We start from the raw sequence: 15,520 nt of genomic DNA, 5'->3' as shown, positions 1-15,520 counted from the left end.
GGTAATTGAATAAGAAAAGGGAAGCTTGATCAGTAAAGTTTCCCTTCCTTACGCACATCAAGGATTGATTAAATGCTGTTTTGTTTTTAAATGATATAGATAATGCAGTCCTTTTTCTGTTATTTTCGTTCCGGCTCTGCCTCTGCGCTTTATAATATACTCTTTTTCTTCTAGTACATCCAAACGATTTCTCACCTGCTGTTCTGTAAGCGTAAAGCCTTTTAAATGCTGGGTGATCCACTTTCTGCTTGCTGCTTTTCCTGTATCATTACACTGTTTTATCGTTTCTAACAGGGCACGATTTTCTTGAAGTTCGATTAAGTCAACCGATTCATTTTCAACTTCATACAAAGAATGATCTTCTTTTTGACTACTAAGCCTATACTCTACGTCTCTTGCTTTCACTTCGTTGTCATCGCAGACGGTAAGTAAATACTCAATTACGCCTTTTAATTCTCTTATATTTCCTAACCATTCATGTTCGATAAGCAGCTTCATCGCTTCTGGATGGATATGCGTCCACGTTTTCGATTTGGACATAAAATGATGAATCAGTAAAGGAATATCGGTTCTTCTATATCTTAAAGGAGGAATCGTTAAAGATAATACATGTAAACGATAGTACAGATCTTCTCGAAACAGACCTTCTTTCATTTTATGTAGTAAATTGTTGTGAGTGGCTGCTATGATTCTTACATTAATCGGAATGACTCTTGTACCTCCTACCCGCCTAATTTCTTTTTCTTGAAGCACCCTTAAAAGCTGAGTTTGTAAACGCGGGCTGATATCACCAATTTCATCTAGAAAGATTGTACCTTTATCAGCGCTCTCAAACAGCCCTTTTTTGCCGCCTTTCTGCGCTCCTGTAAAGCTGGCTTCTTCGTACCCAAACAGCTCACTTTCTAGTAATGTATCGGTCATGGCACTGCAATTTACGGCAAGAAACGGTCCATTTTTACGTGTAGAATGATTGTGGATAGCCTGAGCAAACAGCTCTTTTCCTGTACCGGTTTCTCCTTGAATCAAAATAGGATACTCAGTGGCAGCCATTTTCCGGGAAATTTCAATCGTTTTAAGCAAAGCTGGGTGTTCTCCTATAATATCTTGATAGTTATACTTAGCAGAAAATCCGTTTTTTCTAAGTTCTGACTGCGCTTTTCCTTCTATTTCAACAGCTTGATTAACACTTTTAAACGTTGCTACAGTAGTATTGCTTTTCTCAATCATCGACTTATAGATAACCATTTCGTACCCATTTATGTTAAAGTACTGACTTTTCTCATCGGACGATATAATAAACTCCACAAGGCCTTTGTTAGAAATTACGCTTTGAATCTCATGATCTATAGCATCGGAAGAAGCTAGCTGGAACAGTGATTCTAACCTTTTATTGAATAACGTAATTTTTCTATTAAAATCCACGGCAAGAATACCATCTTCTACTACGTTTACAATACTCTTTACATGAAGGTGAAGTTCTTTCATTTTCCCTTCTGCTTCTATTAGTTTTTTTTGCAGCACAATGATGTTTCGCAAATAGCGATCCCAAATAATTGAATGATTAGACTGATTAAAACCGAATGATTTTATAAGTTCAAAAATGGTCGCCATGTCAAAAAGTCTAACGCCTATATCAATTACATGCTTTACGTATGGGGGACACAAGTGAACCTCACCTGGAGAAACTGCAATTTCAACACCTTCGTAATAGGTCTTTTGCTTTTTAAAAGGGATAAACTGAACATGATTAATGCCTACTTGATAAAGAGATTCTATTAATTTAAGAGTTTCTTTATCGTCATCATTTACAATTAATACTTTTGTATGGGCAGGGATTTTCAGTAATTCATTTATATGCTTATGATGAATTGTTCTATTTCCTACAATTTCATGTGCATGCTGAACGTCTAATCTGTTCTTCATTTCATGATATATACTCTCTGATGAATAAAGAACAACATCTCCATCAATTTTTCTTGGTAATTCTTCATCAATCGCAAAGCATTCAATAAAAATATAATCGCCTAGCAACTCTTTTAATTGATTGTGTAAAATGATTCTAGTTTGCTTGCTTCCTGTTATTAAAACTAATTTCTTTTTCATCGTATGGACACCTTTCTACAGGCCTTTAACTTGACTTGCCTTCAGAGATTAGTCTTGGAATACTATACCTATCATTTTATACTTTGCTGTGCATTTCATCTAGCGGACGTTTGTCCCTTTTGTAAATAAAAATAAGTAGAAAAAAGCGCCTCCACTTTAATGGGTGGAGGCACGATATGCTAAAGTGCTAGATGCATTGAATTACTTTTTTCTCATTTAATGTCTACGTTTATTGGTTTGATATCTAAGGCTACTTTCACAATAGAGTAATCGTCTTTTTGACCGTCGGTATAAGCCCAATAGCCATTGCTTTCAGGGCTTTTTCTGAAGGTAAGCTCAAAACCTTTGCCTTGGTTAAACGCATAGCTCTTTATTTCTTTGCTCTGAGCGTTATCGATAAGATCGTAAGCTAAAAATTTCCTTAATACACCGTGCGGAGAGAAAAGACCCGTGTTTGGCCCAACCTTTTCACTGTAGTATTCATTTTTTCTAGTAGATGTTTTAGCTGGGTTTATGACGATTTCTTTTGTTGTGATATTTACTTTATCACCTGGCGTAATACAAGAGATAAGAATATTTTTGTAATCACTCGGAAATTTGTCATTTGCCTGTACCTTTGCTAAGTCAACTAGCGTAATACCGCCTCTTCCAACAACTTCTATTTGTTTTTCTTTATTGTTTACCACCATAGCAGTATCTTCATCGATGCCGTAAGAAAGCTGATTTTTATTTCCTTTTTCATATGCTGTTGCAATAAGGCGTCCTAGTCTTGCTTTGTTGTCAAAATGCTGATCTACAAGACCGTATTGGAAAAAGCCGAGCCCTTTTTCTAAATAAGCAGGACCGCCTTCTTGCTGAGCCATATCATCGTACGTGTCTGTAAATCCGTATGAAAGCGCTCCGTAGCTATCTCCGCCAGCCAGCATAGTATTACTCATAATTGCCGCTCCGGCACTCGTACCGCCAAGTACTGCCCCGTTTTTATACGTATGCCATATGGCTTGTAAAACGTTTGAGTCCGAACCATTTTCATTACGCAAGGAGCCCGTAATCAAGGTTTGATCTCCTCCTACAAACCAAATGCCTGTTAGCCCTTTAACTTTTTGGGCTAGTTTATCACTGTTCATATTTGTTTTCCAAGTCAACTCATCTTCAGAAGTTCCTTTAAAGTCGTGGTTTGAAATAGGTAAAATCTCTATATTTTCTGCCTTCACTCCGTATTTAACTAAATCACTTTTAAACTGATTAGAGGAGTCGAACTTAGTACTTGCTGCAGGAACAATCCCTATTTTGGCCTGCTTTCCTCCTGCAAGAGTAATAAACTTGTCATACACGCTTGAATTACTGCTTCCAAGCGCTCCTCCTGCAATTAAGAGATTACCTTTAATCTCATCGTATGCAGGACTTTCAGATGAAGAAAAAGTAGGTTTTTTATACGTTAAACTAGTTTTTTTATCCGGTTGAAATTTTACGGTTTTAGGTGTAATGTCCATTCTTACATTGACAATGGAATAATCATCTTTTTGTCCATCAGTATACCGCCAGTAGCCGTTTGTGTCATTATCCTTTTGGAAAGCAATTTCGTATCCAGACCCTTTACTGTCATAAACATAGCTGTTAGCAGATTTCATTGATTTATTATCAACGAAAGAATATGATAAATAAGCCTTTAATCTTCCATACGGTGTAAAAACACCCGTAGCAGGCAGTGCGTTAAAGGAATAATATTCAAACCCCTTTGTTTCTACTTTATCTTTTGGAAATTCAAATGACTTTAAATGAAAGTTAATTTTATCTCCAGGAGATAAGTAACTGACTTTTATGTTCTCTAAGCCTGAACGCACTTTTTGCTTAGATATAAGCTTAGCTTTGCTCATATCTAATACAGCTAATCCACTTCTTCCAACGACTTCAACCTTTTGATCTTTATTGTTAACGACCATAGCAGTATCTTCGTCTACACCGTATGCAAAGTTTTTTTCTTTGTCACGTTCAGCATTATACGCAGCTACTGCCAGTCGCCCAAGTCGTGCTCGTTCATCCATATGCTGATCAATTATGCCGTGTTGGAAAAATCCCAGCCCTTTTTGAACTGATAGAGGCTCGTATTCTTTCTTATTGTGTTGGTTTTCGTTTACATGTTTATTTTCCTTGTTTCCTATACTTTCTTTTAAAGCTCCTAGACTGTCTCCTCCTGTAATCATGACGTCACTCATAATTGCAGCTCCTGCACTTGTACCTCCGATAACTGCTCCCTTACGATATATATCCCAGATAGCTTTTAACGCTTCAGAATCGTTTCCATTATTTTCACGAAGGGAATCCACAATTTTTGTTTGGTCTCCTCCAACAAACCAAACTGCCGTTAGTCCTTTAATCGTACGGGATAACTTCTTGTCGTTCACTTGATTCTTCCAAGTCGATTCATCTTTTTGTGTGTCAGAAAAATCGTGATTGGAAACGGGAAGAATTTGAATAGAATCTGAGTTTACTCCGTATTTCACGAGGTCTTCCTTAAACTTTTCAGAAGACTGCAGCGTTGTGCTAGCAGCTGGAATAATCCCTACTTTGGCTTTTTCTTTTCCCCCAGCAAGCAAGAGAAATTTTTCATATATATCGTGATTGGATGTTCCTACACCTCCGCCGGCAATAACAAGGCTGCCTTTAATGCCCTCAGTATTTTCTTGTGCTTTTGCAAGCAGGGGTGTACTCAACGAAGAAAGTAATGTAAAGCTGATGAGACATGAAACCAGTTTCTTTTTCATTTGAAAGATCCTTTCCACGCAAATTTTAATACCCTTCTCTAATTAGCTCGTATCCTTTCCGCGATACTTTCGATAAATGATATCTAAACCCTGTTATTCAAACGTTCCTTTCACAACAGGGACACCGTCTTTTACCATTACTTTACCTTGAGCAAAAACCGTTTTAATTGTTAGCGTCTCTTTGTCTAAAAGGACTAAATCTGCATCTTTTCCGGGTTGAATATGCCCTTTATTGGACAGTTTTAATACTTTGGCAGGATTAGAAGTAATGACTTGAAGAGCTGTTTCTAACGGTACTGATTCCTCTAATACTGCATCTCGTACTTCTTGAAATAAAGAAGACACTTTTCCAACTTGAAGACCTTTATAATCTCCGTTATCATCAAAAAACGGCAGGCTCGCGTTTCCATCGGATGAAAACGTAATGCTGTCAATCGCCACTTTCTCTTCCAGCATGATGCGTAACCCTTTGCTGCACTTAACTTCGCCTTCTTCTAAAAAGTGAGGGATCGTGCTAGTCGTAAAATCTACATATCCGCCTCGCTTTGCAAATTGAATTCCTTCTTTAAACAGCTCTTCATTTCTATTAATATGTGTAGGGTGAAACTGACGAATTGGCAGGTCTGTTTTATCTGCGATTTGATTCAATAAAGATAATTTTCGTTCTCCGTCTCCTACGTGAATCTCTAATATTCCGGCTTTCCCTGATAAAATCCCTCCATTGCGGGCAGCGGAAGCCACCTTCACCAGTTCTTCAAATGTCGGTTCAGAAGAACGGTGGTCGGAAATGGCAATTTCACCTACTCCGATAATTTTATCAATTAAAATAAGATCTTCTTCAATGCTATTAGTTAACGTTTTTACCGGTATTTGATAGGAACCTGTGTGAATGAAGCAGCTGATCCCTTCTTCTTCTAACCCTCTTGCTTTGGCCAGAAGGTTTTCCATTCTTCTTGTTGTACCGTCTGTTCCAAGTACACCTACAATAGTTGTAACACCGGCAGTCGTTGCATCGGTTAACATTAGTTCAGGAGTGCGTGTTTTATATCCACCTTCTCCTCCTCCGCCAATAATATGAACATGTGAGTCAATGAAGCCTGGAGCTATAATGTGATTAGCGGCATCTACAACATCAATAGGAATGGACGTATTTACATGATCAATACAATCTTTTATAAGGATGATTTTGCTGTCTGCAAGCAATATATCTTTTTTTCCTAAGTGCTGTGGTGCATATACTTCTGCGTTTTTGATTAAGGTTAACAACTTCTATTCCTCCTAGTAAGCTCAACTTACAAATTACATTTTTCTATCTCTTAAAATGGCCCGTAATTGATAAAATAAGCAATCACAACGGCTATTAGACCAATCACATATTGAATAAGGACTAACGGCAACACCCATTTTGCCCACTTTGTCCATGAAATCCCCGCAATCGCTAAACCAGCCATCAATGTTCCAGCCGTTGGGAAGATAATATTTCCGATGCCGTCTGCAAAAGAAAAAGATAATACAGCCGTTTGTCGCGTAATATCAAGCAAATCTGCAAGAGGGGTCATGATTGGCATCGTCAGCATCGCATGACCCGTTCCAGACGCTAAAATAAGATGAATCAGCGCTTGGAAGTTGTAGATTCCGATGACGCTTAAATATCCCGGAATATGTTGAATAGCTCCAGATACTTGATGAAGCATAGGGTCTACAATATGACCTTCATTTAAAACAACAAGAACTGCGCGAGAAACTCCAATAACAAGCGCTCCTCCAACTAGTGCTGCTGCCCCGTTTGTAAACGACTTAACCGTATTTTCAACAGAGAGCCTTCCAATAATCCCAATCACCACTGTCAAAATCACAAACAGAGAGGCAATTTCAGTAATGTACCACTTATATTTAATAACACCAAAAGCAAGAATTACATAGTTAACAAGAAATGCTGCCATAATCCATTTATGCTTTCTAGTTAACTTCGCATCAGAGTTTAAAAGTTTATGTGCATTAGTTATGCTGTATTTTCCGTATGTTCCTATAGAAGGACTTCTTTTCACTTTCATCGCATATCGGTAGACAAACCATACTGAAACAGCATAAACAACTACGAATAAGATGAGACGAAAGCCCATTCCAGAAAACATAGGAAGCTCTGCTACTCCTTGTGCAACACCTACTGTAAATGGATTCATAACAGCCGTAGTAAAACCAGCCGATGCGCCAATTAAAACAATAGCAGTCCCTGTTAATGCATCGAATCCAAGAGCAAGTGCCAGCGGAATTAAAAGAGGAATATAAGCTAGCGTTTCTTCCGCCATCCCCATTAAAGAACCGCCTACCGCAAAAAATAGCATCATAACAGGAATTAATAATTTTTCTCTAGTAGCAAGCTTTTTAGCCATCGTTGTAATCAATACATCTACTGTCCCCGTAGCGCTTAGTACACCAAAGAAACCGCCGATAATTAATACAAAAAAGATAATGTCGGCTCCTTCTACCATTCCTGTATGTATCGCTTTGACCATATCAAAGAATCCAACAGGTGTAGAACCAATCCATTTAAACGACTGAGGATCTACCGTTGTTCGTCCGTCTACTTCTACACGTGCGTATTCTCCGGCTGGCAAGATATACGTTAAAATAGTAGCAATCACAAGAAAGCCTAACAATAAAGCAAAAACGTTTATTTTTCTCTCTTTTTTCCGTACCTTATTTAATGAACTCATTTCCTTTTGCGGTTCACTCATTCTTCTTCTCCCCTTCATTATGAAATAGTAACTTTAAACAGACATCTCGTTCTTTAAAAGCAGCTTCCTTATCTGCAGCTACACATTGCTCCTTTCTCTTGTATTCTTCACATATAGTACAAGCAATTTTCGTGCCAACGTATAACCGTTTAATTTTCTGAATTATGATATAATTAAAATGTGTTTTAGGTGTTAATTGGGTGTTTTTTAAAATTTAATAACGCCAATTAAGAAGCTAGTTGATAGAAAATCTGGAGCATGAAACCATTAGCTAGTTCTTTTTTTAAAAAGGGGCAAAACGAAAGATAAAAGAATTTAATCTATAGACATAAAAAAATACTACACTCAAATGGCTAGCTGAAAAACATGCGGATTACAAACTTACAAAAGTGGCTGCTACAGTAGAACACGCACTTTATCAAACGCTTCAAGATGAAGTGAAAACGAAAGATTTAGGCGGACATGCCTCTACATTGGAGTTTACAGCAGCTATTTTAGAGAAAATAAAATCCACGCAAAATTAACAGCAATTTATCCATTCTATAGAGGTGATCATAATGAAAAAAAGAAAGATTATTATGGACTGTGATCCAGGTCATGATGATGCTATTGCTATTATTTTGGCTGCCGCACGACCGGAATTAGATATTTTAGCGATCACAACTGTTTCGGGAAACGCAGAAATTGAAAAAACGACAGTGAACGCTTTGAAAGTGTGTGATTTAGTATTTTTACATAACGTGGTTGTCTCAAAAGGAGCAAGTGAACCATTGATTCGCACGCGTGAAAACGCTCCTAGCATACATGGTGATTCAGGGTTAGACGGCCCTGAGTTCCCTCCTCTGTCTCGCAGCTGGAGTGAAGAACACGGAGTAGATACTATTATACGAATGGTAAAAGAGTCAGAAGATCCCGTTACACTTTTACCTACAGGCCCTTTAACAAACATTGCCTTAGCTTTAATGAAAGCTCCAGAAATGAAAGAAGACATTGAAGAGATTATCCTTATGGGCGGTGGAACCTTCGGGAACTGGACACCAACGGCTGAGTTTAATATTTGGGCAGATCCAGAAGCGGCTAAAAAAGTGTTCGATAGCGGCATCCCACTCGTAGTAATGGGGTTAGATATTACGCATCAAGCCGTTGCAACAGATGACGTTATTAACCAAGTCATGAACATCGATAATAACGTAGCAAAAAAGGTCGGGGAATTATTAGCATTTTTTAAATCTGCTTATAAAGAAACCTTTGGATTTAATGGCCCTCCTGTTCACGATGTATTGACCGTTGCTTATTGTGTAGCTCCAGAACTATTTACGCTAAAAGAAATTAATATTGTAGTAGAAACACGCGGAGAATACACGGCTGGAACAACTTCAGTTGATTTGCTTGGAGTCACAGGGAGGAAACCCAATGCTAAATTCGGTTTAACTCTTGATGTAGACGGATTTTGGAATTTAATGATTGAGGCTCTCAAAACATATTCAGCTTCGTAATGTTCATCTAGAAGATAAATTTTATAGAGGCAGCACCAGAACGTCGAGTTCACAACTTGCTGGTGCTGTCTTACGTTTATTCATACTATCTAGCTGTTTTTTTCGCTTTTTGATTGAGCATTAAAGTAATGATTGAAGCAACAATCACACCTGTAATCAAGCAGTTGGATATATCTTTATAAATTACTCCCATTACTGTCCCGCCTATAACACCTACACTAATGAGTGAAATCCGTTCTCTTTGGTTCATAATTTATCCCTCCATCTTTTTTAACAAAATATTTAATTTATGAAGAGCAAACTGCAGGTCTATTTGCTCTTCTTCATTTAATTTGGAGATATTTGTATTGAAATTACTATAAATCCCTCTCCATTTTTCTTCTTGAATATTTTTTCCTTTAGACGTTAATGAGACTAAAACTGCACGCTTATCTCGCGGATCAGGCATTTTGATTAAATATCCTTCATTTTCTAATTCACTGATAACATTCGTTAACTGTTGTTTGGCAATATTTAATCCATTACTAATTTCCTTAATATTCAAATCTCTTTTTTTCATATACATGAATTCAACTACGTGATTTTGTAAATGTGTTAATTTCACTTCATTCTTGTTTAAGTTCTTGAAGTTTTCAAATAAAACCGGTATTAAAGCGATATATTCCTTAGCCAGTTTTTCCTCCATAAGATACTCACCTTCTTTAGTAAATATATTATTACTAATTTTAAATAAAAACAATATAAATAGTTTATTTTAGTAAAAATATATTTACTAAAATCCATACACACTTCTAAAGTTATGTTATCTCGCTCTAAAAAAAAGTTTATTAATCCTATGTAAGCAGCTATTTAACGATAAAAAAAGCAAGGAAGTATACTCCCTTACTTTCTGTTTACAACTCCCGTTAAAAAATTCAAAAATACATGTACGCCTGCTTTTACAGTTATTTCTCTTACATCACGCAGCGGATCTAGACAAACGATATCCATTGCTTGAACAAGCGGATGACTCCCAGCCGTGTATACCGCTTCAAACAATTCCTCCGTTCTCATTCCCCCTGTGGTTCCTGCTGGAACTCCAGGTGCGTAAGCAATATCTAACACGTCCATATCAACGGTTAAATAGATCATGTCTACTTCTTTGCTCAGCTGTTTTAGTACTTCTTTCACCGTATGAGTTACTCCCGCTTTTCTTGCTTGCAGTAGCGTTACATAATGAACGCCTTTGCTATCCGCATATTCCTTTAACGATTTTGAGTTGTAAAACCCGTGAAGCCCAATATTCCATACATGAGTTGCATCAATTGTGTTGCTTTCAATTAAATTTCGTATGGGTGTTCCGTTAGAAGGGCCATTGTCTTCTAAGCTTCGTAAGTCAAAGTGCGTATCAAACTGTAAAATTCCTATTTTCTGTTCGGGATGTGACTCTTTCCATCCTTTTACTAACATAGCTGTAATGGAGTGGTCTCCTCCGAGCATAACAGGCAGCGCATGCGGATGACATTTCCGCATAGACATCATCGCTTCTTTTATATACTGATGAGACTTCTCTATATCCGTTACGTGCTGTTTGACGTCACCTAAATCCAACACTGACAAGGAAGTCAAATCCGTATCATACTCAATATGATACGGATTAAAGGATTTCCAGAGTTTCCTCATGGCCATTGGCGTCTCACTGGCTCCAGAAGCGCTAATGGAGGATCTTGAAAGAGGCACGCCCAAAACCGTAATATCTATCGATGTAAAGTCGACTTTGCACCCATCTTCAACTGTCTGAATCCAATCACTTACTTTTGGGTCAGAAGTACTTTGACGCTGCCAGCAAAAAGGCGGTCGATCAAGCTGTGGGTACGGATAGTTCATGTAAAACACCGCCTTCAACCACAACTTTCCCATCTTTTAATACCGTGTCTACAAGATTTACGGCATAGTTATACTGCAGCGTTTGGTAATTGGGCGCATCAAATAGCACTAAATCGGCTTTTTTACCTACTTCAATACTTCCGATTTGATCCCCTTTGCCAATGGCATGAGCCGCGTTGATCGTACAGGCTGTTAAAACTTCTGCTGGCGTCATTTTCATCGTTAAACAAGCTAAATTCATAATAAACGGCAGCGATTCCGTAGGAGAAGACCCTGGGTTTCGATCTGTAGACAAAGCAACCGGTACCCCTGCTTCGATCATTTTTCTAGCACGCGCCGGCTCTTCCATTAAAAAGAATGCAGTACCCGGCAATAGAACGGCTATAACTCCGCTTTCAGCCATTTGCTTAATTCCTTGATCCGATGCTTTTAATAAATGATCCGCAGACACAGCTCCCACTTTAGCCGCTAATTCTGCCCCGCCAAAAGACACAATTTCATCGGCGTGGATTTTAGGTTTTAGTCCGTATGCTTTTCCAGCTTGTAAAATACGCTCTGACTGTTCAACTGTAAACACACCTTCTTCACAAAATACATCACAAAACTCCGCTAGCTCTTCTTTTGCAACAATTGGTATCATTTCTTCAATAACGTGTTGAACAAACGCATCTTCATTCCCTTTGTACTCAACCGGCACCGCATGAGCTCCCATAAAGGTTGAAACAACATCTACTGGATGCTGTTCATTCAGTTTCTTCGCTACTTTTAATTGTTTGATTTCATCTTTAAGATTTAAACCGTACCCGCTTTTGGCTTCGACAGTTGTAACTCCGTACTGCAGAAATTTATTTAAACGTTTTGTAGATTGCTTGATTAGCTCCTCTTCTGTTGCTTGTCGTGTACTAACGGTTGTTTGTAAAATTCCTCCTCCCGCTTTTAAAATATCAATATACTTTGCCCCGTTTAAGCGCATTTCTAATTCTTTTTCACGACTGCCTCCAAACACAAGGTGAGTGTGGGGATCAATTAACCCAGGCGTTACGATTTTTCCTTCGGCATCAATTATATTAATAGGTTCATGGATATGCTCAAGGTATTCCTGCGCTTTGACGTCAGGTCCAACAAATACAATTCTTCCATTTTTCACGAGTACGCTGCCATTTTCAATGATTCCTAGAGCTGACATTTCTTCCTCTCGTCTAGGCTTACTTCCGCCTTTAACCGTAATGACTTGTTCAGCGCATTTGATATACGTAATAGTCATACGTATCCCTCCTTTTTTATTCATGTAACGCAGGAATTTGTATCCCTTTTTCTTTTGCAGTTTGAATGGCCTTATCATAGCCGGCGTCTACATGACGAACAACACCCATGCCAGGGTCTGTTGTTAAAACACGTTCTAGACGTTTGGCGGCATCTTCCGTCCCGTCTGCTACTACAACCATTCCAGCGTGCAGAGAATACCCCATACCTACTCCTCCTCCGTGGTGAACGGATACCCAGCTTGCGCCTGCTGCCGTATTGACTAATGCATTTAAAATAGGCCAGTCTGCTACTGCATCACTGCCATCTTTCATTGCTTCAGTTTCACGATTTGGCGAAGCCACAGAACCGGCATCTAGATGATCTCTGCCAATAACGATAGGCGCTGACAGCTCTCCGTTTGCTACCATGTCATTAATAATTTTTCCAAAGCGCGCTCTTTCTCCGTAGCCTAGCCAGCAGATACGAGCCGGCAACCCTTGAAATTCAATTTTTTCTCTCGCCATTTTAATCCAGTTGCAAAGATGCGTATTATCCGAAAACTCACGTAAAATGACTTCATCTGTTTTATAAATATCTTCTGGGTTTCCTGACAAAGCGACCCACCTGAACGGTCCTTTTCCTTCACAGAACTGCGGACGGATGTACGCTGGGACAAATCCCGGGAAATCAAATGCATTCGCGACACCTTCATCGAGCGCCACTTGGCGAATATTATTGCCATAGTCAAAAGCAACCGCGCCTTTTCTTTGCATCTCTAACATAGCTTGAACGTGAATAGCCATACTTGCTTTTGATTGTTTTATATATTCATTTGGATTTGTATTCCGCAATTTTTCTCCTTCTGCTAAGCTGACTCCAATCGGCAAATATCCGTTAAGCGGATCATGTGCCGATGTTTGATCTGTCACAATATCTGGGATAAATCCTCGCTTTATCATTTCAGGAAGAATCTCGGCTGCATTTCCAACTAATCCAATGGACAGCGCTTTGCCCAATCTTTTTGCATCTTCAGCTAACTTGATTGCATCAGCTACACTTTCGACTACCGTATCGCAATACTTTGTTTCGATACGTTTTTCAACACGCGTGCGATCAACATCAATTCCAATGACAACGCCGCCTGCCATCGTAACGGCTAGTGGTTGTGCACCTCCCATTCCTCCTAATCCAGCTGTTAACGTAATGGTTCCTTTCAAAGTTCCGTTAAAATGCTGGTTGGCACACTCAGCAAATGTTTCATACGTTCCTTGAACAATGCCTTGGCTTCCGATATAAATCCAGCTTCCTGCAGTCATTTGCCCGTACATCATTAACCCTTTTTTATCGAGCTCATGGAACGTCTCCCAATTCGCAAAAGCAGGAACAAGATTTGAATTTGCTAATAAAACACGCGGCGCATCACTGTGCGTTTTAAAAACCGCAACCGGCTTGCCGGACTGTATGAGAAGCGTTTCATCTTCTTCTAATTCTTTTAACGTATCTACAATACGATCGAACGCCTCCCAGTTACGGGCTGCTTTTCCGATCCCTCCGTATACGACTAACTTTTCCGGATGCTCTGCTACTTCGGAATCTAAATTGTTTAGAAGCATGCGAAGAGCGGCTTCTTGTACCCAGCCTTTTGTCGTTAGTTCTGTTCCACGAGGTGCTTTTATTCCACTTTGTTTTGTCTCCATTTCGTTTTCCTCCTCTATAAAAATGAAAAACTGTTAAACTAACTTTTTATTACAGTGCTAGTTCATAATTCGTATCTTGCACAAAAGTTTTGAAATCAGCTGCTAACGCCTCAATATCACGTGAGAAAATTCGATCTTTCATAATGGTTGGTACGGTTTTTCTAATTCTTGAATACATTTTTCTTGTTTCTGAAGCAAGTTTATCCACTCCTTGAATATCGGCTGCTTGAGCCGCACAAATTGCTTCGATTGATAGAACTCTTCTTGTATTTTGGATAATTTGATAAGCATGACGTGCAGCAGTCGTTCCCATGCTGACATGGTCTTCTTGATTCGCTGAAGATGGGATAGAATCAACACTTGATGGATGCGCTAATACTTTATTTTCGGAAACTAATGAAGCCGCAGCGTATTGAGTAATCATGAGCCCGGACTCTAGACCTGGATCTGCACTTAAAAATGCGGGCAGCCCGCTAAGCTGAGGGTTTACTATTCGTTCAATGCGCCGTTCAGAAATATTCCCAAGCTCCGCCATTGCAATTCCTAGAAAATCCATAGCAAACGCAATGGGCTGCCCGTGAAAATTCCCTCCAGAAATTACTTTGCCGCTGTCAGCAAAGATGAGCGGGTTATCAGTTGCTGAATTAATCTCAATTAACAGCTTTTCTTTTACATAATTTAAAACTTGATAAATAGCACCATGAACTTGAGGAATGCAGCGCAGTGAATAAGCATCTTGCACTCTTATTTGACCTTGAGAAGTAGTTAATTGACTGCCTTCTAAGTACGAAAGAATTCGGGCAGCTACCTGCTGTTGTTCCGGGTAAGGTCTTACTGCATGTGACTCAGGCATGAATGCTTCTACAATACCTTGCAGACCTTCTAATGTCAGTGCTGCAATTCCGTCAGCAAGATCAGCGAGCTTTTGAGCTTCAAGGTACGAAACTACTCCTACAGCCGTCATTGCCTGAGTGCCGTTGATCAAAGCTAGCCCTTCTTTTGCCTGTAATTGTATAGGTTCAAGCCCTGCTAGCTTTAAAGCATCTTCTCCTTGCATTCGCTGACCATTATATACAGCTTCTCCTTCTCCAACTAGCAGCAGCGCTAGATGTGATAACGGGGCTAAGTCACCGCTAGCTCCAAGCGAACCTTGACTCGGGATAACCGGTACTACGTTTTGGTTTAAGCAATCGATAAGAAGCTGCAAGGTTTCCAGTCGTATTCCGGAATACCCTTTAGCTAATGCGTTCGCTCGTAAAAACAGCATGACTCTGCTTACTTCTAACGAAAATGGCTCTCCTAGTCCGCAGGCATGACTGCGAATCAGGTTAATCTGCAGATCAGCTAAGTCTGTTTTTGAAATAACCGTATCACTAAACTTTCCAAATCCCGTATTTACTCCGTAAATTACGTTGTTGTTCGTAATGCTCTCTTCAACTAACGTTCTGCTTTTTTGTATATGTTCAACTGCGTGATCGCTAATTTTCACGGAGTATCCTTGGTAAATAACTTTGTAAATTTGGTCGAACGTCAGTGAATTTCCATCAATTTGAATAAACATCATACCCGCTCCCTTGTTAAACTGTAGACTGCCTTTTCTTTTTGAACAC

Annotated in this window: 12 protein-coding genes; 2 read left to right on the top strand and 10 right to left on the bottom strand. The window is 39.1% G+C overall.

Annotation, left to right across the window (positions count from 1 at the left end; translation table 11 throughout):
- Window positions 1-57: 57 nt before the first annotated feature.
- The 4 genes from MKX72_RS08200 to MKX72_RS08185 all read right to left on the bottom strand — a co-directional run bounded on the left by MKX72_RS08200 (window position 58) and on the right by MKX72_RS08185 (window position 7,606).
- Entirely contained in the window at window positions 58-2,103 is a 2,046-nt protein-coding gene (locus tag MKX72_RS08200; RefSeq protein ID WP_034267785.1) for a sigma 54-interacting transcriptional regulator, read from the bottom strand.
- Between the two features lie 212 nt (window positions 2,104-2,315).
- Entirely contained in the window at window positions 2,316-4,868 is a 2,553-nt protein-coding gene (locus MKX72_RS08195) for a cyanophycinase (RefSeq protein WP_154991505.1), read from the bottom strand.
- Window positions 4,869-4,961: 93 nt separating this feature from the next.
- The gene (gene iadA, locus MKX72_RS08190) at window positions 4,962-6,134 is read right to left on the bottom strand and encodes a beta-aspartyl-peptidase (RefSeq protein ID WP_028413918.1); all 1,173 of its coding nucleotides are present in this window, start codon (window positions 6,132-6,134) and stop codon (window positions 4,962-4,964) included.
- Between the two features lie 50 nt (window positions 6,135-6,184).
- Window positions 6,185-7,606 carry a YfcC family protein gene (locus MKX72_RS08185; RefSeq protein WP_028413919.1) on the bottom strand — a complete coding sequence of 474 codons (1,422 nt, stop codon included), beginning with the start codon at window positions 7,604-7,606 and terminating at the stop codon, window positions 6,185-6,187.
- A 389-nt stretch (window positions 7,607-7,995) separates the two neighbouring features.
- Here MKX72_RS08185 and MKX72_RS08180 point away from each other — a divergent pair, with 389 nt between their 5' ends.
- Entirely contained in the window at window positions 7,996-8,130 is a 135-nt protein-coding gene (locus MKX72_RS08180) for a hypothetical protein (RefSeq protein ID WP_258524438.1), read from the top strand.
- Between the two features lie 33 nt (window positions 8,131-8,163).
- On the top strand, window positions 8,164-9,102 hold the full coding sequence (locus MKX72_RS08175; RefSeq protein ID WP_049163823.1) for a nucleoside hydrolase: 939 nt from the start codon (window positions 8,164-8,166) through the stop codon (window positions 9,100-9,102).
- 85 nt (window positions 9,103-9,187) lie between these two features.
- On the opposite strand, the gene MKX72_RS08170 is transcribed toward MKX72_RS08175, so the two are convergent.
- The 6 genes from MKX72_RS08170 to hutH all read right to left on the bottom strand — a co-directional run bounded on the left by MKX72_RS08170 (window position 9,188) and on the right by hutH (window position 15,471).
- The gene (locus MKX72_RS08170; protein ID WP_165573357.1) at window positions 9,188-9,352 is read right to left on the bottom strand and encodes a hypothetical protein; all 165 of its coding nucleotides are present in this window, start codon (window positions 9,350-9,352) and stop codon (window positions 9,188-9,190) included.
- A 3-nt stretch (window positions 9,353-9,355) separates the two neighbouring features.
- Window positions 9,356-9,787 (bottom strand): MarR family winged helix-turn-helix transcriptional regulator, encoded by a 432-nt coding sequence (locus MKX72_RS08165; RefSeq protein WP_033578526.1) that lies wholly within the window; start codon window positions 9,785-9,787, stop codon window positions 9,356-9,358.
- Window positions 9,788-9,984: 197 nt separating this feature from the next.
- Complete coding sequence (gene hutG, locus MKX72_RS08160; protein WP_033578525.1) at window positions 9,985-10,968, bottom strand: formimidoylglutamase; 984 nt, start codon at window positions 10,966-10,968, stop codon at window positions 9,985-9,987.
- A complete protein-coding gene (hutI, locus tag MKX72_RS08155) occupies window positions 10,943-12,232 on the bottom strand; it encodes an imidazolonepropionase (RefSeq protein WP_033578524.1) in 1,290 nt (429 codons plus the stop codon). Before hutI ends, hutG begins: the two co-directional genes overlap by 26 nt.
- A gap of 16 nt (window positions 12,233-12,248) precedes the next feature.
- Entirely contained in the window at window positions 12,249-13,910 is a 1,662-nt protein-coding gene (gene hutU / locus MKX72_RS08150) for a urocanate hydratase (RefSeq protein WP_049163815.1), read from the bottom strand.
- Between the two features lie 49 nt (window positions 13,911-13,959).
- On the bottom strand, window positions 13,960-15,471 hold the full coding sequence (hutH, locus tag MKX72_RS08145) for a histidine ammonia-lyase (RefSeq protein ID WP_049163810.1): 1,512 nt from the start codon (window positions 15,469-15,471) through the stop codon (window positions 13,960-13,962).
- Between the last annotated feature and the right edge of the window lie 49 nt (window positions 15,472-15,520).

It is taken from the genome of Priestia sp. FSL R5-0597 (genome assembly GCF_038006305.1).
Taxonomy (GTDB): Bacteria; Bacillota; Bacilli; order Bacillales; family Bacillaceae_H; genus Priestia; species Priestia zanthoxyli.
Note: the sequence above shows the minus strand (reverse complement) of the source record. Positions and strands in the feature narration are given on the sequence as shown.

Bases quoted from the DNA above. Each gene is read 5' to 3' on its own strand.
- MKX72_RS08200 (WP_034267785.1), bottom strand. From the start codon at position 2,103: ATGAAAAAGAAATTAGTTTTAATAACAGGAAGCAAGCAAACTAGAATC.
- MKX72_RS08195 (WP_154991505.1), bottom strand. From the start codon at position 4,868: ATGAAAAAGAAACTGGTTTCATGTCTCATCAGCTTTACATTACTTTCT.
- MKX72_RS08185 (WP_028413919.1), bottom strand. From the start codon at position 7,606: ATGAGTGAACCGCAAAAGGAAATGAGTTCATTAAATAAGGTACGGAAA.
- MKX72_RS08175 (WP_049163823.1), top strand. From the start codon at position 8,164: ATGAAAAAAAGAAAGATTATTATGGACTGTGATCCAGGTCATGATGAT.
- MKX72_RS08170 (WP_165573357.1), bottom strand. From the start codon at position 9,352: ATGAACCAAAGAGAACGGATTTCACTCATTAGTGTAGGTGTTATAGGC.
- MKX72_RS08165 (WP_033578526.1), bottom strand. From the start codon at position 9,787: ATGGAGGAAAAACTGGCTAAGGAATATATCGCTTTAATACCGGTTTTA.
- hutG (WP_033578525.1), bottom strand. From the start codon at position 10,968: ATGAACTATCCGTACCCACAGCTTGATCGACCGCCTTTTTGCTGGCAG.
- hutI (WP_033578524.1), bottom strand. From the start codon at position 12,232: ATGACTATTACGTATATCAAATGCGCTGAACAAGTCATTACGGTTAAA.
- hutU (WP_049163815.1), bottom strand. From the start codon at position 13,910: ATGGAGACAAAACAAAGTGGAATAAAAGCACCTCGTGGAACAGAACTA.
- hutH (WP_049163810.1), bottom strand. From the start codon at position 15,471: ATGTTTATTCAAATTGATGGAAATTCACTGACGTTCGACCAAATTTAC.